At 61.0% G+C, this 26876-nt stretch carries 22 protein-coding genes and 3 pseudogenes; 9 read left to right on the top strand and 16 right to left on the bottom strand.

Annotation, left to right across the window (positions count from 1 at the left end; all coding sequences use genetic code 11):
* The 4 genes from LB536_RS28525 to LB536_RS28510 are packed head-to-tail and all read left to right on the top strand — an operon-like array spanning nucleotide 1 to nucleotide 6507.
* The gene (locus tag LB536_RS28525) at nucleotides 1-1098 is read left to right on the top strand and encodes an enolase C-terminal domain-like protein (RefSeq protein WP_224598391.1); all 1098 of its coding nucleotides are present in this window, start codon (nucleotides 1-3) and stop codon (nucleotides 1096-1098) included.
* A gap of 21 nt (nucleotides 1099-1119) precedes the next feature.
* Nucleotides 1120-4095 (top strand): FAD-binding and (Fe-S)-binding domain-containing protein, encoded by a 2976-nt coding sequence (locus LB536_RS28520; RefSeq protein WP_224598390.1) that lies wholly within the window; start codon nucleotides 1120-1122, stop codon nucleotides 4093-4095.
* Between the two features lie 17 nt (nucleotides 4096-4112).
* On the top strand, nucleotides 4113-6008 hold the full coding sequence (locus tag LB536_RS28515; protein WP_224598389.1) for a glycoside hydrolase family 15 protein: 1896 nt from the start codon (nucleotides 4113-4115) through the stop codon (nucleotides 6006-6008).
* A gap of 7 nt (nucleotides 6009-6015) precedes the next feature.
* Nucleotides 6016-6507, top strand: coding sequence for a hypothetical protein (locus LB536_RS28510; RefSeq protein ID WP_224598388.1), 492 nt, complete (start codon nucleotides 6016-6018; stop codon nucleotides 6505-6507).
* Nucleotides 6508-6644: 137 nt separating this feature from the next.
* Here the strand turns inward: LB536_RS28510 and LB536_RS28505 are convergent, their stop codons facing one another.
* Together LB536_RS28505 and LB536_RS28500 are read right to left on the bottom strand one after the other, a co-directional pair.
* A complete protein-coding gene (locus LB536_RS28505) occupies nucleotides 6645-8789 on the bottom strand; it encodes a glycogen debranching N-terminal domain-containing protein (RefSeq protein ID WP_224598386.1) in 2145 nt (714 codons plus the stop codon).
* 378 nt (nucleotides 8790-9167) lie between these two features.
* Nucleotides 9168-9443: a hypothetical protein gene (locus LB536_RS28500; protein ID WP_224598428.1), complete on the bottom strand. Its 276-nt coding sequence runs from the start codon at nucleotides 9441-9443 to the stop codon at nucleotides 9168-9170.
* Between LB536_RS28500 and LB536_RS28495 the strand changes: the two are divergent.
* Nucleotides 9345-9916 (top strand): annotated as a pseudogene (locus LB536_RS28495) (IS6 family transposase); the annotation flags it as partial. The gene LB536_RS28500 and the pseudogene LB536_RS28495 overlap by 99 nt on opposite strands.
* Before the next feature lie 56 nt (nucleotides 9917-9972).
* Here LB536_RS28495 and LB536_RS28490 read toward each other — a convergent pair.
* The 5 genes from LB536_RS28490 to LB536_RS28470 form a co-directional block, all read right to left on the bottom strand.
* Nucleotides 9973-10689, bottom strand: a complete 717-nt coding sequence (locus LB536_RS28490) for an ABC transporter ATP-binding protein (protein ID WP_224598384.1) — start codon at nucleotides 10687-10689, stop codon at nucleotides 9973-9975.
* On the bottom strand, nucleotides 10686-11426 hold the full coding sequence (locus LB536_RS28485; RefSeq protein ID WP_224598422.1) for an ABC transporter ATP-binding protein: 741 nt from the start codon (nucleotides 11424-11426) through the stop codon (nucleotides 10686-10688). Before LB536_RS28485 ends, LB536_RS28490 begins: the two co-directional genes overlap by 4 nt.
* A 2-nt stretch (nucleotides 11427-11428) precedes the next feature.
* Nucleotides 11429-12415 carry a branched-chain amino acid ABC transporter permease gene (locus tag LB536_RS28480; RefSeq protein ID WP_224598382.1) on the bottom strand — a complete coding sequence of 329 codons (987 nt, stop codon included), beginning with the start codon at nucleotides 12413-12415 and terminating at the stop codon, nucleotides 11429-11431.
* Between the two features lie 8 nt (nucleotides 12416-12423).
* A complete protein-coding gene (locus tag LB536_RS28475; protein ID WP_224598380.1) occupies nucleotides 12424-13296 on the bottom strand; it encodes a branched-chain amino acid ABC transporter permease in 873 nt (290 codons plus the stop codon).
* A gap of 163 nt (nucleotides 13297-13459) precedes the next feature.
* Nucleotides 13460-14731: an amino acid ABC transporter substrate-binding protein gene (locus LB536_RS28470; RefSeq protein WP_224598379.1), complete on the bottom strand. Its 1272-nt coding sequence runs from the start codon at nucleotides 14729-14731 to the stop codon at nucleotides 13460-13462.
* 199 nt (nucleotides 14732-14930) lie between these two features.
* Between LB536_RS28470 and LB536_RS28465 the strand changes: the two are divergent.
* Nucleotides 14931-15306 (top strand): annotated as a pseudogene (locus tag LB536_RS28465) (hypothetical protein); the annotation flags it as partial.
* Between the two features lie 374 nt (nucleotides 15307-15680).
* On the opposite strand, the gene LB536_RS28460 reads toward LB536_RS28465, so the two are convergent.
* The 4 genes from LB536_RS28460 to LB536_RS28445 all read right to left on the bottom strand — a co-directional run bounded on the left by LB536_RS28460 (nucleotide 15681) and on the right by LB536_RS28445 (nucleotide 18378).
* Nucleotides 15681-16001, bottom strand: a complete 321-nt coding sequence (locus LB536_RS28460) for a DUF982 domain-containing protein (protein WP_224598378.1) — start codon at nucleotides 15999-16001, stop codon at nucleotides 15681-15683.
* A 208-nt stretch (nucleotides 16002-16209) separates the two neighbouring features.
* Nucleotides 16210-17271: a calcium/proton exchanger gene (cax, locus tag LB536_RS28455; protein ID WP_224598377.1), complete on the bottom strand. Its 1062-nt coding sequence runs from the start codon at nucleotides 17269-17271 to the stop codon at nucleotides 16210-16212.
* 202 nt (nucleotides 17272-17473) lie between these two features.
* Complete coding sequence (locus LB536_RS28450) at nucleotides 17474-17761, bottom strand: cation transporter dimerization domain-containing protein (RefSeq protein ID WP_224598376.1); 288 nt, start codon at nucleotides 17759-17761, stop codon at nucleotides 17474-17476.
* Nucleotides 17761-18378 (bottom strand): cation diffusion facilitator family transporter, encoded by a 618-nt coding sequence (locus LB536_RS28445; protein ID WP_224598375.1) that lies wholly within the window; start codon nucleotides 18376-18378, stop codon nucleotides 17761-17763. Before LB536_RS28445 ends, LB536_RS28450 begins: the two co-directional genes overlap by 1 nt.
* Nucleotides 18379-18667: 289 nt before the next feature.
* On the opposite strand from LB536_RS28445, the gene LB536_RS28440 reads away from it, so the two are divergent.
* The gene (locus LB536_RS28440) at nucleotides 18668-18955 is read left to right on the top strand and encodes a hypothetical protein (RefSeq protein WP_224598374.1); all 288 of its coding nucleotides are present in this window, start codon (nucleotides 18668-18670) and stop codon (nucleotides 18953-18955) included.
* Nucleotides 18956-19960: 1005 nt separating this feature from the next.
* On the opposite strand, the pseudogene LB536_RS28435 reads toward LB536_RS28440, so the two are convergent.
* Nucleotides 19961-20087: pseudogene (locus LB536_RS28435) on the bottom strand (transposase); the annotation flags it as partial.
* A gap of 55 nt (nucleotides 20088-20142) precedes the next feature.
* On the bottom strand, nucleotides 20143-20394 hold the full coding sequence (locus tag LB536_RS28430) for a ComEA family DNA-binding protein (RefSeq protein WP_224598373.1): 252 nt from the start codon (nucleotides 20392-20394) through the stop codon (nucleotides 20143-20145).
* 1571 nt (nucleotides 20395-21965) lie between these two features.
* Between LB536_RS28430 and LB536_RS28425 the strand changes: the two genes are divergently transcribed.
* Nucleotides 21966-22130 carry a hypothetical protein gene (locus LB536_RS28425; RefSeq protein ID WP_224598372.1) on the top strand — a complete coding sequence of 55 codons (165 nt, stop codon included), beginning with the start codon at nucleotides 21966-21968 and terminating at the stop codon, nucleotides 22128-22130.
* 349 nt (nucleotides 22131-22479) lie between these two features.
* On the opposite strand, the gene LB536_RS31390 is transcribed toward LB536_RS28425, so the two are convergent.
* The 3 genes from LB536_RS31390 to LB536_RS28410 form a co-directional block, all read right to left on the bottom strand.
* A complete protein-coding gene (locus LB536_RS31390; RefSeq protein ID WP_224598371.1) occupies nucleotides 22480-22701 on the bottom strand; it encodes a hypothetical protein in 222 nt (73 codons plus the stop codon).
* Nucleotides 22702-23156: 455 nt separating this feature from the next.
* A complete protein-coding gene (locus tag LB536_RS28415; RefSeq protein WP_224598370.1) occupies nucleotides 23157-23672 on the bottom strand; it encodes a hypothetical protein in 516 nt (171 codons plus the stop codon).
* A gap of 618 nt (nucleotides 23673-24290) precedes the next feature.
* Nucleotides 24291-25391 carry an AI-2E family transporter gene (locus LB536_RS28410; RefSeq protein WP_224598369.1) on the bottom strand — a complete coding sequence of 367 codons (1101 nt, stop codon included), beginning with the start codon at nucleotides 25389-25391 and terminating at the stop codon, nucleotides 24291-24293.
* A 236-nt stretch (nucleotides 25392-25627) separates the two neighbouring features.
* Here LB536_RS28410 and LB536_RS28405 point away from each other — a divergent pair, with 236 nt between their 5' ends.
* A complete protein-coding gene (locus tag LB536_RS28405) occupies nucleotides 25628-26518 on the top strand; it encodes a YihY/virulence factor BrkB family protein (protein WP_224598366.1) in 891 nt (296 codons plus the stop codon).
* Nucleotides 26519-26876 lie beyond the last annotated feature (358 nt).

The raw sequence follows: 26876 nt of genomic DNA, 5'->3' as shown, positions 1-26876 counted from the left end.
ATGGAACGTTCGGATCCCATCATTGCCGATCTGACCGTCTCAGCATTCCGCATTCCGACGGACGCGCCAGAAGCGGACGGCACAGCCACGTGGGACGCCACCACGCTTGTCCTCGTCGAGGTCTCTGCGGGACGCTGTGTCGGCATGGGCTTTACTTATGCCGGCAAATCGGCGGCAGTCCTTGCCGCGGAAAAGCTGGCGCCGATCGTGAAGGGAGGCAATGCCTTCGATATCCCGCGGCATTGGCTGGCTATGGTTGGGGCCGTGCGCAATCTGGGCTGGCGCGGCGTAGCGGCCTCTGCGATTTCGGCGGTCGATACGGCACTGTGGGATCTCAAGGCGAAGCTTATGGGAGTGCCGCTGGCCCGCCTCCTCGGACCTGAGCGCGATAGCCTCGCGATTTATGGCAGCGGCGGTTTCACCTCCTATTCCGACGATAGATTGGCCGACCAACTGACCGCCTGGGTCGAGCAGGACGGCTGCAGGGCAGTGAAAATGAAGGTCGGGAGCGACCCGGCCCGCGACATGGACCGCGTGCGAGTCGCACGCGCCGCGATCGGCGATGCCGAACTCTATGTCGATGCCAACGGAGCGCTGAACCGAAAACAGGCGCTGCTCTTTGCCGACCGTTTCGCGGCGCTTGGCGTCACTTGGTTCGAAGAACCTGTGTCGAGCGACGATCTGGAAGGCCTGCGGCTCATGCGCGACCGGGCGCCCGCCGCAATGGATATCGCCGCCGGCGAATATGGCTATGAGCCTTTCTATTTCCGCCGCATGCTCGAGGCAGGCGCGGTGGATGTACTACAGGCGGACGCTACGCGCTGCTGCGGATTGACTGGCTTTCTCAGGGCCGCGGTGCTTGCGGACGCGTACGCGTTGCCGCTTTCGGCCCACACGGCGCCTGCGCTTCACCTTCATGCAGGTTGCGCGGCGCCACGCTTCAAGAACATAGAGTGGTTCCACGACCATGTGCGAATTGAGCAGATGCTGTTCGAAGGCTCCCCCGTTCCGCATGCGGGACAAATCCGCCCAGACTTGTCGCGTCCGGGCCTGGGCCTGACTTTCAAATCCAAGGACGCGGAGCGCTTCGCTATCTGAAGACCGCAAAAGGAGCGGCTGATGAGCCATCGTGTGGAAATTGATCGCCGCTCAACCGACACGAATGGGCGGCGCGTCGAACGTTCTTCGACGGGCCGTGTCTCCGCCGAATATGTCAGCATCTCCGAAGAAGACCGCCGTACGATCATGGATGGGCTGTCGCGCCGGATCGAAGGCGACGTACTGTTCGATGCGGGTAGCCGCGCGCTTTATGCAACGGATGCATCCAACTATCGGCAGGTTCCGATCGGCGTCGTCGTTCCGAAGAGCATTGACGACGTGTTGCACACCCTTGAGGTCTGCCGGAAGAACAGGATCCCGATCCTTGCACGCGGCGGCGGCACGAGCCTCGCTGGCGAGACCTGCAACGTTGCGGTCGTTATCGACTTTTCCAAACATCTCGATCACATCGTTTCAATCGACCCGGACGCAAAGCGCGCGACGGTCGAACCCGGCTGCATACTCGACGTGTTGCGCAAACAGGCCGAAAGGCACTCGCTCACATTCGGGCCTGACCCCGCTACACACGACCACAACACGCTCGGGGGAATGCTCGGCAACAATTCCTGCGGCGTCCATTCGGTGATGGCGGGACGCACTTCCGACAATGTGCGGTCCATGGAAATCGTGACCGGCGACGGGTTGCAGATGACCGTGGGGCCGACAGACAGCCAGGAGCTCGAGACCATTCTCGAACAAGGCGGACGGCGCGCTGAAATCTATCGCATGCTCGACGTCTTTCGGAAGAAGTATGGAGAGCTCATCGTCAGCCGCTATCCGAAGATCCCGCGCCGGGTCTCGGGGTATGAAAACCTGGACGAGTTGCTCCCCGAGAAAGGTTTCAACATCGCTCGCGCCCTGGTGGGCACGGAGGGGACCTGCGTCACGATACTCAATGCGACGCTCGACCTCGTCCACAGCCCGTCGGAGCGCGTGTTGGCAATCCTGGGCTTCGAGGACGTATTCGCCGCCGCGGATGCGGTCCCGGAAGTTCTCGCCTCAAAGCCCATCGGCCTCGAAGGAATCGACCATCTTCTGATCGAGTTCATACGCGAAAAGCACGTTCACCCCGAAGACGCCAGGCTGCTCCCCGAGGGGCGGGCTTGGCTCGTGGCGGAGATGGGCGCCGATAGGAAAGAGGAGGCCAATAGCGCCGCCCGCGATCTTGCGGAGCGGATGAAGAACGACATCTGCGGCGCCTCGATCATTATCGAGCAAAAGCAGCAGAAACGCATCTGGGAACTTCGCGAGGCTGCCCTGGCCGCGACGGCCCATGTCCCTGGAATGCCGGAATCATATCCGGGCTGGGAAGACAGCGCCGTGCCGCGCGAAAATCTGGGCGGGTATCTGCGCGAGCTAACGGCGCTCTTCGACAAGCATGGCTATAAGGCGTCCGTCTATGGGCACTTCGGTGACGGCCTCGTCCATTGCCGTGTTCCCTTCGATCTGCGCACCGAGCGAGGCGTCGCCGATTGGCAGCAGTTTCTCACAGAGGCAGCCGATCTCGTCGTGCGCTACGGTGGTTCGCTTTCCGGCGAACACGGCGATGGGCAGGCACGCGCGGCGTTGCTTGAGCGAATGTATGGGCCGCAAATGCTCGAGGCCTTTCGCGAATTCAAGGCCATCTGGGATCCGGACGGGCTGATGAACCCTGGCAAGGTGGTGGCGCCGTTCCCAACAGATGCAAACCTCAGGGTCGGTCCGCTCTACCAACCGCCGCAGGTGGTTGGCGTCTTCGCCTATGAGGAAGACGGCGGCAGTTTCACCAAGGCGACGCGGCGCTGCGTAGGTGTCGGCGCCTGCCGCCGCATCGACAGTGAAAAGAGCGTCATGTGCCCGAGCTACATGGCGACGCGCGAGGAGAAGTGGTCGACGCGAGGGCGGGCCCGGCTGCTTTTCGAAATGCTGCATGGCGGCGCCATAGAAGACCGCTGGGCGAGCGAAGCCGTGGAAGAATCGCTCGACTTCTGTCTCGCCTGCAAGGCGTGCAAGAAGGATTGCCCCGTCTCCGTCGACATGGCGACATACAAGGCGGAGTTCCGCCATCGCCATTACCGCAACCGAATGCGACCGAGAGCGGCCTACACGCTGGGTCAGATCCATCGCTGGTCGCGCCTGGCCGGATATGCTCCTTGGCTCGCCAACATCTTGACCCAAACCCCGGTCCTGTCTGCGGCCTCTAAGACTGTAGCCGGCATTGCGCAGCAGCGGCGCATTCCCCGCTACTCCAGTCCCAGCCTTTCGGCCTGGTTCTCGTCGCGATCCTCCGCGCGGCAGGAAGGCCGTCCGCGCGTGATACTCTGGCCGGATACGTTCACCAACCATTTCAGGGCCCCTACGGGCATCGACGCAGTCCAGGCACTTGAGATGCTCGGGTACCAAGTCGCGATGCCACAGCGATGGGTCTGCTGCGGGAGGCCATTGTACGACTGGGGACTGCTCGACGAGGCGAAGGCTCTATGGAGAAATACATTTGACGTCATGCGGAACGAAATTCGCGTCGGCACGCCGATTGTCTGCCTTGAGCCTTCTTGCGCGAGCGCCTTTCGGGACGAGTTGCCGAGTCTCTTCCGCGGGGACGAGCGCGCGCAGCAGTTGTCGCGAAGCACGTTGCTCTTGAGCGAGTTCCTCGACCGCGAGCAGGTGGACTTGCCGCGGCTGCCCGGTGAGAGGCGCGCCCTCGCCCAGTTGCATTGCCACCATCATTCGATCCTGGATACCAAGGCCGAGGAAAAGGTGCTCGACCGCCTGGGCGTCGACACGGAATTTCTTGCTTCGGGCTGTTGCGGCATGGCCGGACCGTTCGGTTTCGAAAGGGCCAAATACGATATCTCGATGGCTGCCGCGGAACGCGTCCTGTTCCCGCGAGTCAAGGGCGCTCCGGAAGACACGATCATCGTTGCCGACGGCTTCAGTTGCCGCGAACAGATCGAGCAGGGCACGGGACGCCGGACGAAACACCTGGCGCAGCTACTCAGGCAGGCGTTGTCGTCATAGGGAGCATGCGGAGCGATTTGGACAAGGCGACCGATGATCTTCAGCGCGACGGATTTCCGCCGATAGAGGACTATGCCATCATCGGCGATTGCCGCGCCGCCGCGCTTGTGTCACGAAGTGGCGCGATCGAATGGGCATGCCTGCCAAACATCGACAGCCCCTCTATCTTCGCCGCTCTTCTGGATCGCGAGCGAGGTGGCCATTTTAGCGTCCGACCCACCCGCTGCGTCAATGTCAGCCGCCGCTACCTGAAGGACACGAACGTTCTGGAAACAACGTTCGAATGCAGAGACGGCACATTGAAAGTGACAGACTTCTTCGCCGTCGGCCCGGAGGGTCTTGGGCGGCTGGAGCCGGAGCGCGAACTTATCCGCATCATCGACTGCATCGGAGGCAATCCGGAGATGGAGATTGCTGTCGCGCTACGTCCTGACTACGGGCGGGGCAGGGTCTCGATCGAAAGCCGCGATGCCGGTACGTGGGCGGTAGCGGCCAGGGGAATGTGCTTCTTCCTGCAGTCCGAGGTTCCCTTCGAGAATGACGGACAGGAATGCCTCGTCACCGCGTTCAGACTGCGCAAAGGCGATCGGCGCCGGCTTATCCTGTCGGTCGCGTCCCGCGGCCCTGCGATCCTGCCGGCATTTGGCGAATGCGACCCAAAGCTCGACCAGACGGTCGGCTGGTGGCGCGACTGGATCGAAGACTGCAACTACTGTGGACCGCACACCGATCTCGTTCGCCGAAGCATGCTGGTGCTGAAGCTGCTACAGTTCTCGCTGTCGGGAGCAGTGGTCGCTGCGCCCACAACTTCGCTTCCCGAGCGGATCGGCGGAAATCTCAACTGGGATTATCGATTTTGCTGGCTCCGTGACGCCTCCTTCACGCTGCGCGCTTTTCTCGATGCTGGGTTCAATACGGAAGGCATGGTCTTCTTCAACTGGATGATGAACGCAACTCGGCGGACGCAACCGGAACTCAAGACGCTCTATGACGTGTTCGGCCGCACGAACGCCAAGGAACACGAGCTCGGCCATCTGAGTGGCTATATGAATTCGTCCCCAGTTCGCATTGGAAACGCCGCGCAAGACCAGCTCCAGCTCGACGTCTACGGCGCCGTGGTTGGAGCCGCGGCCGATTCCATCGACCGCGGCAACTCCTTTTCACCACGCGAGATGCGTTTGCTGTTCAACATAGGCAAGTTGGTCAGCGGGATATGGCACGAGCCGGACAATGGCATCTGGGAAACGCGCGGAAATCGCAACCATCACGTCTATTCGAAGGTGATGTGCTGGTCGGTTCTGAACGACCTGGTAAACCTGTGCGACCAAGGTACGCTCAAGGTCGCGCGCGATGATATTGCAAAGCTTCGTGAACGGATTCGGCGGGAAATTCTGGAAAGGGGGTTCAATCGGGATCTCAACAGCTTTGTCGGCGCCTATGGCGAGACCTACGTCGATGCCACAGCCCTTCTCCTGCCACGCAGCAATTTTATTGATGCGAACGACCCGAGAATGAACGGCACGTGGAAGCGCATCGACAGGATGCTTTCTGCAGGTCCGTGGCTCTACCGGCATCAATATGGCCCTAGTGACAAGGCGGTACGAGATGAACCGAGGGAAGGCGCCTTCGGCATCTGCAGCTTCTGGGCCGTCGACTATCTTGTGCGGGCCGGCAGAATCGACGAGGCGCAAAACCGCTTCAATGCCCTCGCTGCCTGCGCCAACGACGTAGGGCTGTTCTCGGAGGAGTTCGACCCTAGGACCGGACAATTTCTCGGCAACATGCCTCAGGCTTTTACCCACACAGGTCTGGTTAATGCCGCACTCGCGATTCGGAACTTCCACGAAAGCGGGCGTGCCGACGCGGCCAAAACATCGGATGCGCAAGCGGCAAAGAAGCGGACGAAGGGATGAGGAGCAAATGATGCGACAATCCTGGCTCGAACTGTGCCTGTGGGGCGCACTGGCGACGGTTGTGATGACAACCGCGCTGGAGGGCGCGCAAATGACAGGCATAACGCGCATGAGCCTGCCGTTCTTGTTCGGAACGGCGCTCACGCGCAGCCGCCGTCGTGCCATGATCCTCGGCTATATCGCCTACACCTCCGGTGGACTTGCGTTCAGCTTCCTCTATGCCGTGGCGCTCCAGTATCTTGGACTGGCAACCTGGTGGTTCGGAACGATTGTCGGGTTCATCCACGGGCTGTTTCTGGTGACCGTGCTGTTGCCGAACATGCCCTATGTACATCCGCACATGCGTTCCGACTTCGACGGGCCATCGCCGTCACGCAAGGTTGAACCACCGGGCCCGTTCGGCCGCAATTATGGGAATCTTACCGCTCTGACGACGGTCGGCGGGCAGACGCTCTTCGGGCTCGTGTTGGGCGGGCTGCTCCAGTTGAGTTCCGGGTAGCTTCCCGAAATTTGCCACCTATCTGCCCACCACAGGGGCGCACTGCACGACCTGGTTCAGGAATTTCAACGTTCACCTGTTGCCTGCAGCAAGGCAGGCCGCCCCCCGGCGGATCCGAGCTTCCACTGCCTGCTCTCTTAGTCTTCGACCTTCACCGACACCTGCCCTGTCGCTTTCAGGATGTTCACCTTGGCTCCGCCGGCCGTCCGCTCGAATTCGAGATCGACGCTCCCGCCACCGACCCGCACCCCGCGAAGCTCAATATGGTTTGCAAAATGGGGGAGCCGAGGCCGCACGATCCGCAGATTCCCGAAGAAGGCGTCAGGTTCCAGGCCAAGGCAGGTGGTCAACATGAAAGGTACTGCCCCCGCCGCCCAGGCCTGCGGATGACAGGCCACGGGATAATGCACCGGCACCTGAAAATCCTCCCGTCGGAAGCCTGCTATCACCTCGGGCAGCCTGTGATGACGAAAGTGCATGGCTGCTTCGGCGATCGCTGTAAAGATCCGCAACGCCGCTTCATCCTGGCCGTAGTGCCGGCATCCGGCCGCCAGCAGCGCATTGTCGTGCGGCCAAACGGTTCCGAGATGGTATCCAACAGGATTATACCGCCGTTCCGAAGCCGACAGAGTACGCACGCCCCAGCCGCTGAACATGTCATCTCGCATCAAGCGTGCCGCCGACCTTTGGCCTTTGTCCTGGTCGGCAATACCCGTCCACAGCGCGTGTCCGGGATTTGAGGAAACGACGGCAGCCTGGCGGCCGTTTGCTTCCAGAGCGAGGACGAACGTACCCTGGTCCTCATACCAAAAGTCGCGATTGAATCGTGTTCGAAGCCTTTCGGCTTCATGGCGAAGCTGACTTGCTCGATCGGGCTCTCCTGTGCGCTCGCAAAGATCTGCGATCGCGCGTTTTGCGGCAAAGACGTAGCCCTGCACCTCAACAAGCGCTATCGGCGGCTTGGCGAGGCTGCCATCAGCCCTGACAATCGCATCGCCGGAATCCTTCCATCCTTGATTAACTAGCCCTTTGTTCGAGGTGCTTTGATATTCCAGGTACCCCTCGCCATTATGATCTCCGGCAGCTGCGATCCAGGCTAGGGCGCGCTCCACTGGCGCCCGCAATTCGCGGAACAGGCTGAGGTCGCCCGTCCAGGCTGCATGGCGCCCCAGAAGCAGCAGGAACAGCGGAGTTGCGTCCACTGCCCCGTAAAAGGGCGTATGTGGAATATCCCCGGCTCCAGCCAATTCGCCGACTCGGAGCTCATGAAGGATTCTGCCAGGCTGCTCATCACGCCACGGATCGATACACTGTCCTTGGTAGTCGGCGAGAAGGCGCAGTGTTTGTGCGGCGAACTCCGGCTGAAAGGCGAGCATTTCGAGCGCCACGATCAGGCTGTCACGTCCGAACAGGGCTACGAACCATGGCACGCCGGCGGCAAAATACTCCTTGTTGCCCAGATGCGATCGTAGCATCCCAAGATCATGCAGCGATCGATCGATAATGCTGTTGAGTAGGAGGCTGTCGCTAACCAGTCTCGTATGCTGCGCCAGCCATTGTTCCGGGCTGTCCTGGAAGCTTCGTGCAAGGTGAGTGATCGTGACAACCGGCTGTGGGTTTGAACGCTTGGCCTCTTCCCCTTCGGAGCGCTCCTGCAGTTCTATGGTTACCGACACGGCTCGTGTTTCACCTGGAGATACGCAGATCCGGAATTCGGCCGCAGTCTTATGGCTGATATCGGGTGCAGGCGAAAAGGCGATCGTCGCGGTTCTGCGGATGTGGTCAGCTCCATGGTAGACGAACCGGAGCTTGCAGTCGCGCCAGCAGGGCGAGTCGAATCTGCCGAGGCTGTCATGCACCAGCCCTCGAACATTGAAAACGTCTTCGAAGCCTGCTCGGAACTTTAAGGTCAGGGGAAAACTATGGACTTGGTGCCCAAAATTCTGGAAGGTGACGATCTCTTGGACGCTTGTTTGTTCGGCATCGAGAACCCGCTCCCACCGGATGCCGAGTTCCTCCTTGGGGATCAATTTTCCTTTCTCGAGGTGCAGGTCAGGGTTGGTTAACTCGAAGAGCGCCATATAGCCCTTTTGTGCAGTCGAGGCCAACACGGCGGGAGCGAGGCCAGCGAGCACCATCTCATACCCACCGAGAAAGCGGCAGTCGTGAAAATACAGTCCAAAACCGTGCTCACTTTCCAGCGGAACCTGTCCATCTGGCGCTATGACGTAATATAGATTGAGGTTTTTGACGGTCACCGCATTGGCGATGCTGCTCACCATAGCCGGCTGACCCTTGGTGAGTACACGCTGCTTCCGCTCGTGCTGTGCTTGAGGCGTCTTTCGCGCTCTCTCCTGATCACGCGACGACCGCTGCGAAGTCGGCAGTGCGCGCTCGCCGCGTTGTCCAGCCCCCTTGCTTCTTGCTCCTCCCTGTTGCGTCATAAGCGCTCTTCCCGTGCTGCCCTCGCTCAACAAACGCGACCTGCCGCTATTCGGACCGGGAGAAGTGTCGCTCTATTCGATCCTTTCGGGCGTCCGAGTCCCGAGCCGAACTCGGCAGAAGAACCTTGCCCCCGAAATCAAGGTGCGGTGTCTACTGCAACCATCGCACCGTCCAGTCCGCAAGGTCGAACACGAGCTCGAGCACCGCACGATCTGTCAGTCCAGAAGCTCGCCACCTGCACTGTCCTTCATCGTATTCGCGGCCGTCGCACTAGGCAGTGAACACTCTTCGGCTCGTATTTGTTCCAGCAATTGCCCGAACGTCGACGGACCGGCCATGCAGGAAGCCGCAAGATTGCGCGGAAGCTGGGCAGCGGACGCCTCGCCCGGCAGGTCGACCACTCCACTGTACATCGCTGAGTGAGACGATTTTCGCCGCAACTGCTGGAGCGCTTCAACCGGCGCAAGCGTGCCGTCACCGGCAAGTGGCATATGGACGAGACCTACATCAAAGTTCGCGGCCGTTGGATGTACCTATCTCGCGCAATCAACAGACCCGGTCGAGTTCTTCTTCAGCGAGAACCGTGACTCCGGCCGCCAAACGCTTCCTCCGAAAGGCGCTGGAGCGCCACGGCAGACCGGATCGCATCGTCATCGACGGCAGCCAGACCAATCACGAGGCGATTGTTTCCTGCGATGCTGAAAACCGCCTGCGGGGTCTATCGCGACGTTCACGGAAACCAATCCGCATCCCTAAGAGCAAGTACCTCAACAATCGGATCGAGCAGGATCATCGGCGCATCAAGCGCCGTCTCTGCTCCATGCTTGGCTTCAAGTCGATGGCAAGCGCCGAGGTCATTCTCCCCGGAATCGAAATGGTTCACATGATGCGCAAGCGACAGGCGAGGTTTGCCTACAATCCACGTCCCTCGATCGCCGAGCAGTTCGAAATCCTCGCCGGCTGATCATCTGCGCGACACGTCCCGTCGTGGCCAGAATCACAATTTGCGACAGAGCCATCTCACGCTCCGCCCATATAGATGTCCATGATTTGCCGGTCGTCGCGCACGTCGCGGGGCGTTCCCTCGAAACGCTTTTCGCCGGCCGCCAGGATGTAAAGCTTGTCTGCGATCGGCATCGCCTGGCGAATGTTCTGCTCCACCATCACTATTCCGATGCCGTGCGTGATGAGGGTGGTAATGCGTTCGAGCGTCTCGATCACCATGGCCGGCGATAATCCGGCGGAAGGCTCGTCGAGCAGAATGAAGCGCGGTTCCGAGACCAGTGCTCGAGCCAGCGCAAGCATTGCCTGCTCGCCGCCTGAAAGCGAACCGGCCGCAGTACGCCACCGTCGCGCCAAAGAGGGATATTGCTCGATCAGCGCCTCGATGCGCTGCTCGACCAGCCGGCGGTCTGCGATAGCGTAGCCGCCCATGCGCAAATTCTCGATCACCGTCAGGCGCGGAAATACGCCGCCGCCCTGCGGCATCAGCACCAGCCCCTGGCGTACCACCTCATGGACGGCAAGGTTGGACAGCGTCGCGTCACCCAGTCTCGCCGTGCCGCTCCACACCGGCAGCGCGCCGGCGACGGCCTTGAGTAGGGTCGACTTGCCGCAGCCGTTCGGCCCAAAGATGCAGGTGATTTTGCCGGCCTCCGCGCTCAGCGAGACGCCATGGATGATCTCCTGCTTGCCATAGCCGGTGACAATGTTTTCGGCGGTGAGCGTGGTGCTCATTGCAGCCGCCCCAGATAGGTCTGCATTACTTCCGAATCGCGAACGACGTCGTTGAAAGAGCCGCTGGTCACGACGCGGCCCGCATCCATGACTATGATGCGGTCGCACACATTGCGCACCATCTCCATGTCGTGCTCGATGACCAGGAAGGTAATGCCACGCTCGCGCAGCTGCGCGATCGCCTCCAGGATGATCTTACGGATATTGGGATGCACCCCCGCCGTCACCTCGTCGAGCAGGATGAGCGAGGCCTCGCGCATGATGACACGCCCGAACTCCAGCAGTTTCTGCTGGCCGCCCGAAAGGTCGGAGGCGCGATTGTCGGCGACATGCTCCAGTTTGAGCAGAGCCAGCGTTCCGGCCGCCCGCTCATGCGCTCCTGGCCAGTGGCCCTGGGCGGCGGCCGCCAGAAGGTTTTCGGTGACGCTCATATTGTCGAACATGGCCGGAATCTGGAAGGTACGGGCAAGCCCCAGCCGCGCGATCGCGTGAGCTTTTCGGCCGCCGATTTCGTGACCGTCGAAGCGGATCTGGCCACGATCCGGCGTCACCGCGCCCGATACGAGGCTGAACAGTGTCGACTTGCCCGACCCGTTAGGTCCGATCAGGCCGGCGATCTCGCGCCGACCGACGTCCAGGGAGACACCGTTGACGGCCTTGATGCCGCCGAAATGGCGGTAGAGTTCGCGCACGACGAGGATAGGGTCGCCGGCTCCAGCCGTTTTGCCCTCGGCCACGCTCAACTGGGCCCTCCTTGGCCGTCGCCGACAAGCTTGCCGACCGCCTTGTCCAGCTTGGCGCCGGACTTGGCCCCACGCCTCGAAAACAGGCCGGCGATGCCGTTCGGCATGAACAGCACCACCAGTACGATGGCCGCGCCCAATATCGCGATATAGAAGGCGGTGTCGCCCCAGTACATCCAGATCATGCGGTTGACGACGAACAGCCCCACACCGCCCATTGCCGGTCCCCACAGGCTGCCCAGCCCGCCCAGCAACACCATTACCACCATCTGGTCGGTGATGTCGCCGCCGAAGACGCTCTTCGGATTGATGAAGGTGACCCAGTAGGCGAAGATCGCGCCGAACACCGAAGCTGTGACGGCACTGAGTACGAAGGTCTGCAGCTTGACCAGCGAAGTGTTGATACCCATTGCCTCGGCCGCCGGCTCGTGGTCGCGTAGCGCCTTGACCTTCAGCCCGAAACGCGAGCGCTCGAACAGCGCCCAGGTGATGAGGTAGGTCAGCGCAGCAGCGCCGAACATGGCGAAGTAGAAGAAGCGCTCGTCGAGAAAAGGCGGCAGCCCAATTCCGCCGATGCCGCCAGTGAAGTCCATCACCGACGCGAACTGGATGAGCACCTCGGCGAAGGCCCAGGTGGCTATGGCGAAATAGGCGCCGCGCAGGCGCAGCGTCGGCGCGCCGATGACAATAGCAAACAGCGCTGTCACCACCATACCGGCCGGGACCGTCGCGAAGAAAGGCCAGGCGGGGTTGTCGCCCATCAGCAGCGCCGTCACATAGGCGCCGAGCCCGAAGAAAGCCGAATGGCCGAAATTGATATAGCCGGCATAGCCCCCGAGTATGTTCCAGGAGCAGGCCAGCCCGGCCCACATCAGCGCGCCGGTGGCAATGCGCAGCCAATAGTTGTTGACCAAGATCGGCAGGAGCGCCAGCACAACGATCACCGCGATCAGCAGGAGGAGGCCGGTCCAGCGTTGCTTCATTTCCGGCCTCACAAGCCGTGTCGCAGGATCCCGCGCGGGGACACGAGCAGGACGAGGAACAGCGTGGCGAAGATCGCCAGCAGCGAATAGCTCGATCCGACATAGGTCGCGACGAAGGCTTCGATAACGCCGAGCAGCAGGGCGGCGACAAGGGCACCGCCGACGGAGCCCAAGCCGGCAAGCACAGCCACGAAGAACGCGAACAGCGTATAGCGCAGGCCGACCTCCGGATTGACGGAAAAAATTGCCCCCATCAGCACGCCGGCCATGGCGGTGATGCCTGCGTAAAGCCCGTAGACATTGGCGCTGAGGCGGTGGATGTTGACGCCCATCAGCGCGGCGTTCTGCCGGTTTTCAGCCGTCGCTCGGATCGCCAACCCATAGCGGGTGCGGTAGAGGAACAGGAACAGGCTGCCGGCGATGGCGATCGCGAACACCGCCGCCGCCACGCGGATCAGCGGCACCGTCACCGGCCCGACGGCGAGGCTCTCGCCGCTCAACGCCGTCGGAACGCTGTGGGTATTGAAACCCCACGCGGTCAGCATGCCGCCGCGCAGCAGCGTGAACAGGCCGAACGTCAGCGCCAGCGCCATCAATTCCGGCCGCGCCGTGCGGCTGTTGCGGACATTGTAGAGGATCGGCCCAATCAGATAGCCGATGGTGCCGAACAGCACGAAGGCCACGGGGATCGCCAGGAATCCGTCGACGCCCAGTCCGGCGGCCATGTAGTAGCCGAGATAGCCACCCAGCACGACCCAGCCGCCCACGGCGAAGTCGATGACGTGCAGCACGCCGAAAGCGAGCTGGAATCCGATCGTAAAGGTGGCGATGACGCCGCCGATCAGAAGGCCGTTCAGCAAGGTCTGTAGGAAAAGATCCAAAGCGGGAACCATCCGTCAGTCAGGCAAACGAAAGGGCAAGGTGCCGCGGCAACGCGGCCGCACTCGATGGCATGGTCCGCCATTTTCCGAGCACGCGCAACCGTCGTAGTTCCGCCGGGCAGGGTGATGGCGACGAGGCTGCCCGCACCCTGTCCGAAACAGCCTATTTCCAGGCCGGCAGCGGGTAGGTGAGGTCTGCCGCCGCAGCCTCCTTTGGGCCCACCGCCACCGTCTTGCCGCCCTGAATCTGGATCAGCACCGGCACCGGCTGGACGTTGTCATGGTAGTGGTTGCCTTCCTTCTCGAACTTGATCGGCCCGTAGAAGGTCTGGATGTCTGTCTCGGCGATCGCATCCTTCAGCGCCACCCTGTCTTCGGCCGCGAGCGCCGGCTTCTTGCCGAGCCGCTTGACGGCATCGCCGAAAACGAGGCCGCTGGCCGCGCAGGCCGCTTCGGTATAGTCGGGCTCGTGCCCGGACTTCTTTTGCGCCATGTCGGCAAACTCCCTTGCGGTGCCGAAGACGTCGTCCTTGTAGGGAACCGATGGCAGCCACACGGAGACGCCGCAGGTGCCGTCGGCGTCCGCGGCGAGCGCCTGGGCGAAGGCCGGGTCGGTGACGCCGTAGTGCATTATCAGCGCCTTTGGCCGGAAGTTCAGCGACTTCGAGGTCTTGACGACGTTGATCAGCGGCTCCTCATGGCCGCCGACGGCGACGATGTCGGGATTGAGTGCTGCGATCTTAGAGATGACCGGGGTGAGGTCGCCCGAGGCCGGCACCAATTCGTAGGCGACGACTTCCAGCCCGGCCTCCTTGGCCCCGTCGCGAAAACCTTCGCCGGTCTCCTTCGAGAAAGGCTCGTTGACGCCGATCACCGCAATCGTCTTGGCTGTGGGGTTGGACAGTTTCGCCAGTACGGCCAGCGACTTACCCGCAGTGGTGTCCACGGCTGGGATGATGCCGAAGTTGAATTCCGGCTTGGCCTTCCAAACGTTCGGCGATTCCGCGGACCCAGAAATCATCGGCACCTGGTATTTCTGGCAGATCGGCTGCACAGCGATAGTCGAGCCGCTGGTGTAGGGGCCGAACAGCACGTCGACCTCATTCTGCACGATCAGACGCTCGGCGGCGTCGGCGCCGGTCGCCGGATTGCTCTGGTCGTCACCGTAGAACATGTCGACCTTGAAACGCTCGCCGGCGACCTCGACGCCGCCCTTGGCGTTGATGGCCTCCGCCCACAGATCGTACCCACGCTTGGTTAGGTTGCCGCCGAGGATGTTCTCGCCCGACAGTGAGGTGATAACGCCGGCCTTGAAGGTGGCGGCCTGCGCGCGTGCCGTTCGCACGAACGGCATCCCCAACGTACCGGCCGTGAAGACGACGGCGCTGCCACCGAGGAACCGACGGCGCGAAAGATCTTTGCTTTCCTTGGACATCGTTCAACTCCCTTTGCCCGATTATCAGATTGGAAACCGACGATATGCTTAGCATACCACCATATACCATTGTGCGGGCAAGGAAGATGCCCTGCGTCATCGGATGACAGCTTCGGCAGGTTCGACGTGCGGCTGAAGAGCCCGCGCTATTGCCTGCCGCGGATTGACCGCGCGAACTGTCCTGCAACGATCTCATTTCGAAACGGACTATCCAAACATGCGCAAGTTCCTGACCGCCATCAGCGAGTTCCAGGCCTACAGCGCTTCGAACAGTGCGAGCCTGATCAGTTACAGCGATCGCTGTCGGTCCGGTGAGCGCATCCCCTCGGCCTTTGTCGACGCCACCGTCAACGCCGTCATCTCCAAGCGTTTCGCCAAGAACATCAGATGCAGTGGAGTAGGATCGGCGCGTATCTTCTGCTGCAAACCCGCACGCAGACCTTGACGGCTCTCTGCGCTCAACTTTTCGGTATCCCGGCATGTCGAACGACATCACGGGGACAGAGAAGCCGCTCGCGCCGCAAGACCGCCCCACAAATCCTCATGCTCCCCTTGTTGTCGCTGCCAGGTGTTAAGGCAGACATTGATGGCATTTTGCTCGAATAGGGGCGAAGGCAGCATTCCGCACCATTATGCAATCCGTCAGCACCTGTTGGTAGATCTCCAGCGGGATGCCCGGTCGTGACCCATTCAATGTCGTGGCCGATGCCTGGTCCAACACGCAGATTGACGGACGAGGCCTTCAGTGAGACGAAACGAGGTGGGAAGAACGCGAACCTCCGCTCGCAGCCCTATCGTCGTCCCGGGTGTCGAGAGCAATGCAGTTATAAGAACGAAAAGGACGAGTACGAAATAACCGTCGTCTGACCTGCCGGCGGACCGTCACGAAACCGAGCGGTGCTCCGGAATTCATGTTCGTACACCTGCGAATGCGGAAGGGATCGATCAATCATCTGTCGCCATCAGAGGCGCCGCTCATGGCGTGTTCTCGTTCGAGGCGAGTCCGGAATATCGCTCTGTGTGGGCTTATTCGATGAGCATGTGCGCTTCTCGGGCCGCATCGACATGCGTCCCTGGCAACGTCAGCCGCTATGCCGCCATTCATGGCGTGGCGGCGGGCGCGTAGCGCCGCCAGATACATGCGGCTTCCCGCACTGCGGCAGTGCTTGGTAGGTACGTCGACTGCCTGATTAGCGTTGGAAAGGTTGATGATCTCGCCAGATATGCCGGTGGCCACGGGCACCGGCCTGGAAAACCACGCTTCATACATGGCGACGCCTCCATTGCGATGGCTACCCGGCATAGCGCTGCCGGGCGAAAATCCAGGACTGGCAATCAACCCTTGGTGTTGTCCTGAGCCACGCTGTTCGCCGGGATTGTGTCAATCGCGGCCTGGTCGCAGAGCGCTCCATCGCGGCGCCTTTTTCAGTTGATTACTTCCTTTCGGGAAGGTCATGTTGGTCACCGGGCATTGTCAGCTACCCTGCTCCCGAAAAGAAAAAGGCCAGTGCGAACAGCCCGTATACGCCCAACAGGAGAACACCCTCGAACCAGGTTGTCTCCCCATCACGCGCGATCGAGTTGACGATGAAAGCCGTGCCGGCAATCGCAAACAGGTGAAGCGGGTTCGAGAACACGAGCGTCATCGGATGTCCCAGGAACCACGACACGAGGACAAGCAGTGGCGCAAGGACGAGCGCCACCTGGATGGCGGAGCCGATGCATATCTGGAGCACGAGTCCCATCCGATTCTCGTGCGCAAACCAGGATGCCGCAAACAGATCGCCTGCGGTGCCGACCAGCGCAAGCATGATCACCCCGAGGAACATCGGCGAAAGGTGCAGCGTGCCGGCGGTTTCTTCGAGAACTGCCGAAATAAGTTCGGATTCAACTGCGATTGCAACGGTCGCGACGATCAGCACGGCCAGGGTGACGAAAAGGCTCCAAGTTGCCCCGCCCTCCGCTCGGTTAGCGGAGAAGACGTCCCTATGGGTGACCAGGGTGTAAACGAGGTTCGCGAGGTAGAGAGCCAGAAGAACGACAGACGCACCGAGGCTCACCTCTTCGTCGCTTACATTTGTCGTATGGCCCGACAGACGGCCGGTCATGTCGAATGCCGCGGGCAGCAGAAGGGCGATAACCACCAGAATAAGCAGGCTCGCTAGAAGCCCGGCGCGTTTCTGACCAAACTGCTGCCGGTCGCGCGTCGCGCCGCCGATAATGATCGCCAGGCCCAGTCCGAAGAGACTTGTTCCGAGGATCGAGCCTGTGATCTGGGCCTGCACCACTTCGATCTGGCCTCGCATCAACACAAACAAGGCGAGGACAAGTTCGGCAATGCTGCCGAAGCTGATCGTCAGGAGCCCGCCGATAGCCGGCCCAACGCGGCTAGCAAGCTGGTCGGTTGCCCGACGAACCCACTCGGCCAAAGCCGCGATGGCAACCGCGCTTGTGCCGAACACCACCAGAGCAGAGGCGCCGAACAAATATTCAAGCGCCAGTGAAAGCGGAACGAAAACAACCAGTGCACCAAAAATCATGTGATGGTTCCATTCAAAGCCGTCGGTCCATCTTCAGATCATTGGCTTGGGTGGCGGGTTAGCGGAGTGGTTGACGCAACTCGGACAGAAAACGGCTACGCCCCTTTTCCTGAAATGGCGTTGGGCCGATGGATCGGTGAACAGGCTCGCGATAGAGAGCCAACATCGCATCCGGGCCTGTTGATCCGATCGGGATCGAGCATCACTCCTTGCGTATGAGATTGCGGTCGTGGCTGACATTTGGCGCAAACTCGACTTCAAGCATGGCGTGCGCGATGTCGAAACGTTCGCTCAGCATCTGCTTGATCCGGTCCTTCAGCCTGTCAGCCGACTCCAGGTCCCGCTCCGAAACGGCGATATGGGCCTCCAGCGCCCGGCGTGTGTCATCTGGCCTCCAGACATGGACGTGATGCAGGTTCTCGACGCCTTCGATTGCCTCGATTTGGCCGACGAGGTCGTCGAAATCCAGGTCCGCTGGTACGCTTTCCATCAGAAGTGAGATCGCGTGGCGGATCTCCCGGGTTGCGTGGACGAAGATGTAGATCGAACGGCGGCCGTGATCACGGGATCGACCCAGACGATGTCGAAGACCAAGACGAGTATGCCGCCGATGATGACGCCCACGGTCGCCATCGTGTCGGCAGCCATGTGCAGGAAGGCGCTCTTCATGTTGAGGCTGCCGCTGTTCTTCGACAGCACCCAGGCGCAGGCCAGATTTCCCACGAAGGCGACGGCGCCGACGACGATCATCGTCCACCCGCCAATCTCCTGCGGGTTCATCAGGCGATCTGCGGCTTCATAGAGAAGATAAAGCGCAATGACGAACAGAGTGGTGAGGTTGATCAGCCCGCCGATCGTCTCGGCGCGCCCGTAGCCGAAGGTGCGCCGCCTGTCAGCGTAGCGCCTGGAAATCCGCCAGGCGACATAGGAGATGCCGATCGAGGCAGCGTCGCTGGCGTTGTGGGCGGCGTCGGCCACCAGCAACAGGCTGCCCGATAGAATGCCGCCAACGAGTTCGGCGATGGTGATGCAGAGATTGAGCACGAGCGCTACCAGGTAACGCCAACCCGAACCCTGCCTGCCTTCTCCGGATCGTGCATGTACCATTGACTGGTTCCTGCCCAACAAGTCGTCCTTCTAAGTGCGGCTGACCCGTTAAGCCGGCACAGGGCGGCGGGTTCCGATGATTGCGCTTCTCCGATTGGATCGACGTGGTGCGCTGAAGTCGCCAACCCTGAAGGACCTTACACCCTCCAGTAGTTTGAGGAGCAGGTTAGAAAAGCAACACGACGTTTTGAACGCCGCGGGCCGGTCATTGCGGAACCTTCGGTCCGCCAGCCTGTTTTCTAACGATCGCCTACTGATCGATCCCCTCCGAATAGGAAAGGAAATGATCATGAAACTCAAAATGCTCTCGATTGCAGTTCTCGCGACGACGCTTGCCGGCGGCGCCTTTGCGCAGACAGCGTCCGACCCAACTGTGACAAGTTCCTTTGAAGATACCACTCTGATGAGGCCCTTCTTCTCGGATGACACGATGCGAACCTTGCGCTCCGATGCAGAAATCCGCTCGGCATTCAACGCGATGTCGCCCTCGGCACAAAAGAGGCTGATCAAGGACTGCGACAATCCCAAGCAGCATCGGAATGCATATCACTACGGCCTGTGCGAAAAGATCAAGTAATGGCTACATAGAACACGCGTCGGGCACCTCCGCCCGCCGCGTGTTTGTGCGCGCCCTGAGCTCGGGCAGGGCGGCGAGGCCTCGCGTCGATCGCCGCTCCCTGTGCCTGAACCGGGGCTCAATCCTGCGACCGCTCAAGGACTTGCAGCGAGGGTTCGACGAGATCAAGGGATCGCGCCCTAATGGGCGGCGCCCAGAACCAACACCGCGACCTTGCGGGCCTTGCCGTTCGCTTCGAGCGCGAAGCCTGCCGCGCCGAAGCTGGACGAAAGCAGGCGCTGGCGCTTCTGCGAGTTCTTGAGGCAGTCTTACGCGAATGCATCCATGTCGGCCTCGGTGGGAGCGGCGCCGCAGCCGCCGCAGGCGCCCTCAATACGAGCTGCCGCCCGTGTTGTCCGGCCGGCAACGACGCGGAGAGGCCCTTGAGCTGGTCGAGCGAGTGCGGCTCGGAGAAGCTATCGGGGATGTGGCTTGCGCGGCGGCGGTCAACGGCGCGCTTTCGCTGAGGGGTGGGGAGCCGGCCTTCTTCAGCGCCGCATCGATGGGCGTGAGCACCACGGCGGATTGTTGCGGCGGAGCCACCTGGTGCATCTGTTCCGCACCGCGTAGAGCGTGCCCTTGGGGCCCGATGCGAAGCCGAAGCAGCTGATCCACCGGCCGGGGGCTTGGGGCAGGAAAGGAACCCGATGCTTGTCGAGGGGTTTCAAGCATCGGGTTCCGTTGATGTGCAACGGTCGCACCTCGCAAGAACCTACGAGATGGACATTGGTTCCGAGTAGGCACCGGTGGAGAATTTCGGCGGACAAGCGAGCCCGACGCAGGCGGGGGGCACCAAACGCCGGGCTCCATTGGCGCGCGGAGGACGCCGCACGTCGCAAGAACTACTGTGACGGTGATAGGTTCCGAGCAGGCAGCGGTCGCGAAACCCGACGCTTGCCGAAGGCGTTTCAAGCTCCGGGTTTGTTGCCAAGAGAGTGAGCGTCCACCGCACGTCGGAAGAACTCAGATTGCGATCGTACGGCCGATCTGGGCATCGTTGACGTTGGCATCGGTGATGTCGAGGACACACGAGGGCAGTCGCTATCGGGATCATAGACGACATGCACCCTCGTACCGCGGTACGGCTGTTCGAATTGGAACAGTCGCACGCCTTGCCGAACCCAGTTCCGGTCTTGCGCGACCAATGTCTAGAGCTTCCTGATCGTGGCTGGGCCAGCCTTCAGTTGCGCCACCAGCGCGGCATCGAAACCGTCCAGCGCCTTGACTTCGGCCCATCGTTTGAAGGGCCGGTTGTCGCACAATTGGCGGGCCAACCGAGCATCCATGCCAGGCAATGCCGCCAACTCGGTTTGCGAGGCCGAATTGATGTCGAGAACCTGGCCGGCGTGATGAGCTGTTGAATCGTGCTGCGTGGCGGCAGCGTTTCGGATCGTCTTCATCCTTGGCTCCCTGGGCCCTACTACGTCGGCGCCAGCACGTGGTCGCCACGATCATCAGTCGATCGCCGGTCCGGTTTTACATATGATCCATTCTGCAAACGTCCAGAGTTTTTGTTCAACCCGGTTATGCTTTCAGCACCGAGACTACTAGAGTCTAGGCCTGTTGCCCACGGCGAGATCGGTCGGCGAAGCGGCAGTTCGCCCGAAAGGCAAGCAGGGTCCAGCTTCTATCGCCCTTATGGAAAATTCCGATTGTGAGCTGCAAGGACTACCCGAGTTCCAATGGGATCAGCGGATCGCTAACCGACGCCTTCGCGCCGACGCTGGGGAAGCCACATTCCTGCGGGCTGGCCTCGACTCGCTCTGCGGTCAAGCATGGGTGAAGCCGCACCGTGACTGCGTCGCCGGCATGCGGCACGCGGCGGCAGAGGATTGCAAAGACACCCTGTCCCAGCTTGTTACCTAAATCGGAGAGCCCGCCTAAGCTCGCCGCCACCGGCGCAGAAGGATCAAAGCTTCCTACCGGCTTGTCCTTTCGCGGGTTTTGCCAAGGCAGGGCCGTCGTTGCAGAGTGCACTAAGTTATCGACCGCCTGCTCCACGACCCAGCCAGGATGATTTCCACCGAGATTTCTTGGGCCTTTACCCATTGACGAAGAGCGAAGCCGCTGCCTCCCGTTGTCGTATCCGCAAGCGCTACATCAATCTTCAGGTGAGACCCCGCTAGGGCTGTGGGCGCCTCCTCGCCGTTCGAGGCTTCATACACCTTGAAACCGCACTCGCGCAGATACTCGGCCAACGGATGTCGCCAGACAAGGTCATGGATCATTCCTTTCGGAAGGAGGCCCAGCAGTGAAGGGACAACAACCAAGGAGAGCCTGCTGGGCCTGACAGGCAGAGGGGGACCATTGCCTGTACGAAGTATACCGGACATCGCCGGAAACTATTCCAAAGCCGCCCAATTTTTTTGCGGATCACAGCTGTGTCGATTCTTCTCGGCGCGCCTGCTGAAGAGACCGGCGCGGAGATTAACGGCCCGAGAACTTCGAGCGTCGCGCACGGCATCGGGAGTGAATGGGTGCCGCCAGGCCCGACGATCAGGCCAGATGAGGCCACCCTCCACCGGAGGCTGCCGGCAAAACGAGGCTAATCTCTGCTAGCGGTAAGCGATTGACCGGAACTAGCAATCGGGTCGGACGGACCGGTGCGAAAACCTCATGTTGCCAGCAAAAGCGGGACAACTGCGAGCGCTACCAATGCGATCACGATAGCAGTGTTGAAAGTCTCTCTCATGCTTTCCTGTTCGAAGATGGAGTGGAGCCTGCTGACATGAGGGGGCGCTCTTATTCGATGTCGAACCATGAATGCCTTTCACCGATCCCGACCTTGACGAGGTCAGCAGCACCAAGCAGGGCTATTGGAAGGTTCTATTTGGCGACTGTATATTTCACAAACCCAAGGTAGCCAACCGCCCGAACAAGCGGTAGCCTTCTGTGGTCGTTAGTACATAAACACGGCGATCGGACGCTTGGAAGGGAACATCAGGCTTTCGCCCCCGGGAGGAAAAGCCCCATGTCCAAGCACAGCGAGCTTGAAGCAGCCAAGGAAAAGCACGTCAACTGGCTTGTGGACAGAACCGGCATCACCCACAGCCAAGCACGCGAGCTTATCGACTTGCTCGGGCTAGCCAATCTGCCGTCGCTAGTGCGCGAAGCAATCTTGCTGGCAAAAAAGTAGCATCATTGATGCCCTCGCGGACGCAGCCCTAAGCACCGGGTGTCAGGCAAATGCCGTGGCGGCGACCAAGATGATCCCGATAGCCGCCGAGGCCATGACGACGACCATAGCAATCTCGAACGGGCCGCCGCCGTTCCGTAAGTGTCCTGCCATTTTTGGCGCTCCCCAGTCGTTCCCGACCTATTGTTTCTCCCTTCCTAAGGGAAGACCAAAAGCGGCATACAGCGGAATCACCTATGTTAACGGCGAGTAAAAATGGCTGTCCGATCCACCTAAAGGGGTCAGAACACCTAGTATGTGCTCGAGGCAGACTCGACGGACTTCCGCAGGTCTCCCACCTCATCTGAGCTCACTGCGCTCGCGTTGTTGCCCAGGCGGTGCTGACGTAGGTAGCGACTGACGCGATCTGGCCATCCCAAAGTTTCCATCCGAATGACGGCATCGCCAATGAGTTCGGATTTCCGGGCATCGACGCAGCGTGCCCGCCGTTGAGGGTGATACGCAAAACAGATAGCGGCTGTTCGGACTGGACGACCGCGTGCCCTTTGAGCGACGGAAAGAGCCCTTTCACGCCGACGCCTCCTGGCTGATGGCAAGCAGAGCACTGGTCGCATAGATCGCCGACCGGCGCGAGCGACGTCCTGGTCTGAAGCCACCGAGCCTTGAGGAGCGGTAGGCGCGAGCGACTTCAGATCAGTTGCGATCGCCTGCAAATCTTCGTCACTCATTTTTGGATGTCGAATCCTTGATCACCTCGGCCATTGGCCATAGGCCGTGGTGCGGTCATTGCGGCCAGTCTTGAAAAACGGGCTATGTCCTCCGTGTCCCACGATCCAAGGCCCCACGCCGGTCAGCTGCCAGGCTAGGCGCGAACCAGTTCCGGATTTCCCCGCCCTGGTACCTTTCGGCCGTCTTGGCTGAGCCGAACGCGTTCTTGGGCGTGTGGCAGGCGCCGCAATGACCGAGCCTTCCACCAGGTATGCGCCGCGGTTCCATTCAGCCGACTGCCGTTTGTCAGGCTGGAACTCACCGGGCGTGAAGAACAGCTCGTTCCATCCCAGCATGGCAATCCGATGGTTCAGCGGCCATGTGAACTGATTTCGGGCGCGCCTTCGATCGGACGGGCTCGAGCGTACGCAGGTAAGCGCGAATGTCGTCAACATCTGCGCGTGACGCCTTGGTGAACCACGGGTAAGGAAATACGGGATAGAGCCGGCTGCCGTCCGCGGCTACACCCTCGTGCATGGCGCGGTAGAATTGCTCCTCCGTCCACGCGCCAATGCCCGTCTCGGGGTCGAGGGTGATGTTGGCTGAGTAGATGGTACCGAACCGAAGGGTGTCTCGATAGGCCTGTCGCCGGCAAACGGCTTGCCGCCGTCCGCCGTGTGGCAAGCGACGCAATCGCCGGCCGCCGCCAGGGATCGGCCACGCCTGCCTGGCGAAGTCACCTATCTGCGCGTGGGCGAGAGGGCCAGAAAAAACCAACCACCCGCCGAGCAGGGCGGTGCCTGCGGCCAGCGCGAGGAGCGTCTGCTTGTTCATGTCTGCACCAGAGGACCTGGGCGCTTGAGATACTGATTGCGAATAGCGTCCGCCGCCCAAAGCGCGCCCATGATGGCGTGCTTTGGCCCGGATAAGCCGGCTGGAAGCGCCGCTATTTGAAGGATCATCTCGTCTGTTCGAATGATGCCAGCCCGACGCTCATAATGCTACCCTGCCGTAAGCTGGCGACGGTACCAACTCGGTGGTGCCGCCACCAGCCAGGCCCGGCAATGACTCCCCCTCAACCCCGCCAGGCCTCTAATCTGGCCGACATGCTGAGTATCTCGTACATGTCAAAGGCCCCGGTGCAGACCAAAGCGCCGGGGCTTTCTCAGATAGCGTCCTTCAGAAAATTCCCATGACAACCAGGATGATCCCAATCGCCACAAGGGCCATGACGAGGATCATAGCTCTCGAAAGCGTGACCGAGATTGTCAGTCATTTGGCACCAGGCACATATGCCGGCCCGCTCGTCGTGTGACACAGGATTCCGCAGGCCGGGCCGTACCGCCTTTTGGAGGGCAAGAGCCGGTGAAGATTGAGCATGTTCCTAAGCGGATCTGTGCGCAATGGCATGTCCGAATGCGTACATAATTCCTATGATATCCAAAAGCAGCTTCACGACGCTCGGCCCCGTTCATCGGGATCTGCCAACGCCGAGACATCCTTGCTGGCAGGAGCGCGCTCTACGTATAGCCGCAAAAAGAAAATCCGGATGATCGCAGCCAAAGGGGTCGCAAGGGCTAAACCGTACACGCCAAACAACACCCCAAGCACAATTTGTCCGGAAAATAGCAAAGCGGGAGGCACGGAAACGGCTCGCCTTTGGATCATCGGCGTCAAGACGTAGCTCTCCAACGTCTGGACGGAGACATATATGGCGGCCGCCCCGATCAGCGCCCAGATGCCGAATGGCAAGCTGGCGACGACGATTATGGTACCCGCAAGCAGCGGGCCCAGGGTTGGTACAAAGGCAAGCAGGCCTGCTTGCAGGCCCAGAAGAGCAGCCGGACCGACCCCGATCAGCATCAATCCAAGCCAAACCAGCAGTCCGATCAAAGTCATCGTTATCAGTTGGCCCAGAATCCAGTGCCGCAGGGCTTGCCCCGATTCTTCCAATACCATCCGCCAGCAGTCTTGCCGGTCCGGCGGGGCAATCAGGAGAATGGCGTCACGGTAGACGAGTGGCTGGGCGGCCAAGAACAGTCCGAGGAACGCAATAATCATACCGTCGCCCAGCCCAGCCACCAAAGTCGCTATGGCGGTCCAGGCCGGCCCAAAGAGCCCGCCGACGTCAGGCAGCATGGACTTCAAGGTAGGCGTTGCGTCGCGCATCTGCGTCAGATCCCCTACGGTGTCCGGAGGAAATTTCAGTCCATGTTGCTTCAGCCAGGCCAAGCCGTTGTTGATCTGCTCGCGCACCGTGGCCGCCAGCTCGCTGCCTTGCGTGCCAATCGCGGTTCCGCCCCACGCAGTGCAGGCAGCGACAACAACAAAGATGATGCCACAGACGATGATCAGACGCACCCCGCGAGGCCAATTCACTGATTTCCCAAGCAAGAATGTGAGTGCATCGAGAAATGCCGCAAATACCACTCCAGCAAAGAGAAGCAGCAACGCCTCGCTCACGCGCCAAAGAAGAAAGAGCGTCGCCCCGGCAAAGGCGGCGCAAAAAACCGCATAGCGGATGAGTGCTTTTGGGTTGTCGCCACCTGGCACGTGTGCACCATCCCTTCGCTTAGCCGCGGTTGCGGATCGGCTTCAATGTCACTCCACCTGCGCCGAGCGCCAGGAGCTATTTCGCCCAGGCGAGATCTGCGAACCTCCACGAGACCGCCAGATCAAGGCGTGGCGAAGCCAGCAGAAAGCAATCAGGTGTGGCCAGGCCCTAATGGGCTGTGGAACGATGCGCTTCATGAATGGTTCCCCTCGCATCAGCCAGCTCGGAGGGTGCGATGCCGAAGCCTTGGTCCGCCGCGGCAAAGCTGCGGTCTTGGGTGCATGTCGTCGGTCAGGCCGCGACCGCATTCCAGACGCACAAGCTTTCTATCATCGCGTCCGGCGTAGCGTTCCGCGCCACCCTCGCGGTCTTCCCCGGCATCGCCGTGCTGGTCTGGGTCAGCAGCCAGTTCATAGGCGCGGACGAGTTACGGGCCGCAGTGACTACCGTCGCCTCCACGATGCCACAGAGTACGCAGGAAATCATCCGCACGGCCATGGACACCCAACTCGCGCACGACCCCGGCGCAGCCTCTTCCTTGGGCTTCCTTGGGCCGTTTTTCGCCCTCGCTCTGGCCGCCTGGAGCGCGAGCAGTGGCTTTAAGGCGATCTTGGTCGCACTCAACACAATCTTTGATCGTACGGAGAGCAGACATTTCCTGCGCCTGACAGTGATCACCTTTGCATTCACCGGCGGCGCACTCTTTCTGTCGCTGGTCGGCATCGCCTTGATCGTGGCAGGTCCTTTCGTGCTTTCGCTTGGCGGGAATTCGCAAGGTTGGCCTGTGCTGTTGACCTATTTCAGATGGCCCATCTTGGTCGCGCTCTCCACCGCTGGCGTCGGCACCCTCTACCGCTATGCGCCAAATCGTGAGGGCGAACGGGCGCCGCAGGTGACCTACGGTTCATTCGCAGCAGCGCTGGCCCTGACCGGCTGTTCCGCGCTGTTCTCACGCGTGCTTGCTCACGTCGCGAGCCTCTCGGTTACATATGGATCGCTGAGCACCGTGATTGCCTTCATGATCTGGCTCTGGCTATCAACGACGCTAGTGCTGGCCGGCGCAGAATTGGACGCGGCGCTCAAACACGGCAATGGGCAAAAGTCCAAGGAGCCGCAACAACAGTAGCGTGCATGCGCCTCTTGCCCACGAGGCATGGTGCTGTGCGAATCTTTGGCGAGACGCAAGCACGCTCTAAACCCAGACTACCCAGGTCCGTACCTCGGTACTGGTCGACGGGCATCTGCAACCTGGATGCGGCGATGCCCAAGGCGTCTTGAGTTCCAATGCGTCATTCATCGTCTCCGTCCCGGCCCATCGCAGTCGCTCAAGGGTCGCGGAACATTCTCACCTGGCTGGTGTTTCAGACGGGTGGGCACGAGTACTGCATGTCAGAAGTGCCTCATAGCAAAGCCGGTTCTCCTCCGAGTGTTTGGCGTAGCCACCCTGTTTGGACCGTTGCCCTGAGGATCTGGTTGCGACCGCA

It is taken from the genome of Mesorhizobium sp. ES1-3 (genome assembly GCF_020164795.1).
Lineage (GTDB): Bacteria > Pseudomonadota > Alphaproteobacteria > Rhizobiales > Rhizobiaceae > Mesorhizobium.
Note: the sequence above shows the minus strand (reverse complement) of the source record. Positions and strands in the feature narration are given on the sequence as shown.

What these genes read in the sequence shown, in the direction of transcription:
- LB536_RS28425 (WP_224598372.1), top strand. Translation starts at nt 21,966, where the DNA reads ATGTCCAAGCACAGCGAGCTTGAAGCAGCCAAGGAAAAGCACGTCAAC.
- LB536_RS28450 (WP_224598376.1), bottom strand. Translation starts at nt 17,761, where the DNA reads ATGGAAAGCGTACCAGCGGACCTGGATTTCGACGACCTCGTCGGCCAA.
- LB536_RS28405 (WP_224598366.1), top strand. Translation starts at nt 25,628, where the DNA reads ATGCCGAAGCCTTGGTCCGCCGCGGCAAAGCTGCGGTCTTGGGTGCAT.
- cax (WP_224598377.1), bottom strand. Translation starts at nt 17,271, where the DNA reads ATGATTTTTGGTGCACTGGTTGTTTTCGTTCCGCTTTCACTGGCGCTT.
- LB536_RS28520 (WP_224598390.1), top strand. Translation starts at nt 1,120, where the DNA reads ATGAGCCATCGTGTGGAAATTGATCGCCGCTCAACCGACACGAATGGG.
- LB536_RS28430 (WP_224598373.1), bottom strand. Translation starts at nt 20,394, where the DNA reads ATGAAGACGATCCGAAACGCTGCCGCCACGCAGCACGATTCAACAGCT.
- LB536_RS28440 (WP_224598374.1), top strand. Translation starts at nt 18,668, where the DNA reads ATGAAACTCAAAATGCTCTCGATTGCAGTTCTCGCGACGACGCTTGCC.
- LB536_RS28445 (WP_224598375.1), bottom strand. Translation starts at nt 18,378, where the DNA reads ATGGTACATGCACGATCCGGAGAAGGCAGGCAGGGTTCGGGTTGGCGT.
- LB536_RS28500 (WP_224598428.1), bottom strand. Translation starts at nt 9,443, where the DNA reads ATGCCACTTGCCGGTGACGGCACGCTTGCGCCGGTTGAAGCGCTCCAG.
- LB536_RS28415 (WP_224598370.1), bottom strand. Translation starts at nt 23,672, where the DNA reads ATGAACAAGCAGACGCTCCTCGCGCTGGCCGCAGGCACCGCCCTGCTC.
- LB536_RS28480 (WP_224598382.1), bottom strand. Translation starts at nt 12,415, where the DNA reads ATGAAGCAACGCTGGACCGGCCTCCTCCTGCTGATCGCGGTGATCGTT.
- LB536_RS28525 (WP_224598391.1), top strand. Translation starts at nt 1, where the DNA reads ATGGAACGTTCGGATCCCATCATTGCCGATCTGACCGTCTCAGCATTC.
- LB536_RS28460 (WP_224598378.1), bottom strand. Translation starts at nt 16,001, where the DNA reads ATGTATGAAGCGTGGTTTTCCAGGCCGGTGCCCGTGGCCACCGGCATA.
- LB536_RS28490 (WP_224598384.1), bottom strand. Translation starts at nt 10,689, where the DNA reads ATGAGCACCACGCTCACCGCCGAAAACATTGTCACCGGCTATGGCAAG.
- LB536_RS28470 (WP_224598379.1), bottom strand. Translation starts at nt 14,731, where the DNA reads ATGTCCAAGGAAAGCAAAGATCTTTCGCGCCGTCGGTTCCTCGGTGGC.
- LB536_RS28505 (WP_224598386.1), bottom strand. Translation starts at nt 8,789, where the DNA reads ATGGTGAGCAGCATCGCCAATGCGGTGACCGTCAAAAACCTCAATCTA.
- LB536_RS28510 (WP_224598388.1), top strand. Translation starts at nt 6,016, where the DNA reads ATGATGCGACAATCCTGGCTCGAACTGTGCCTGTGGGGCGCACTGGCG.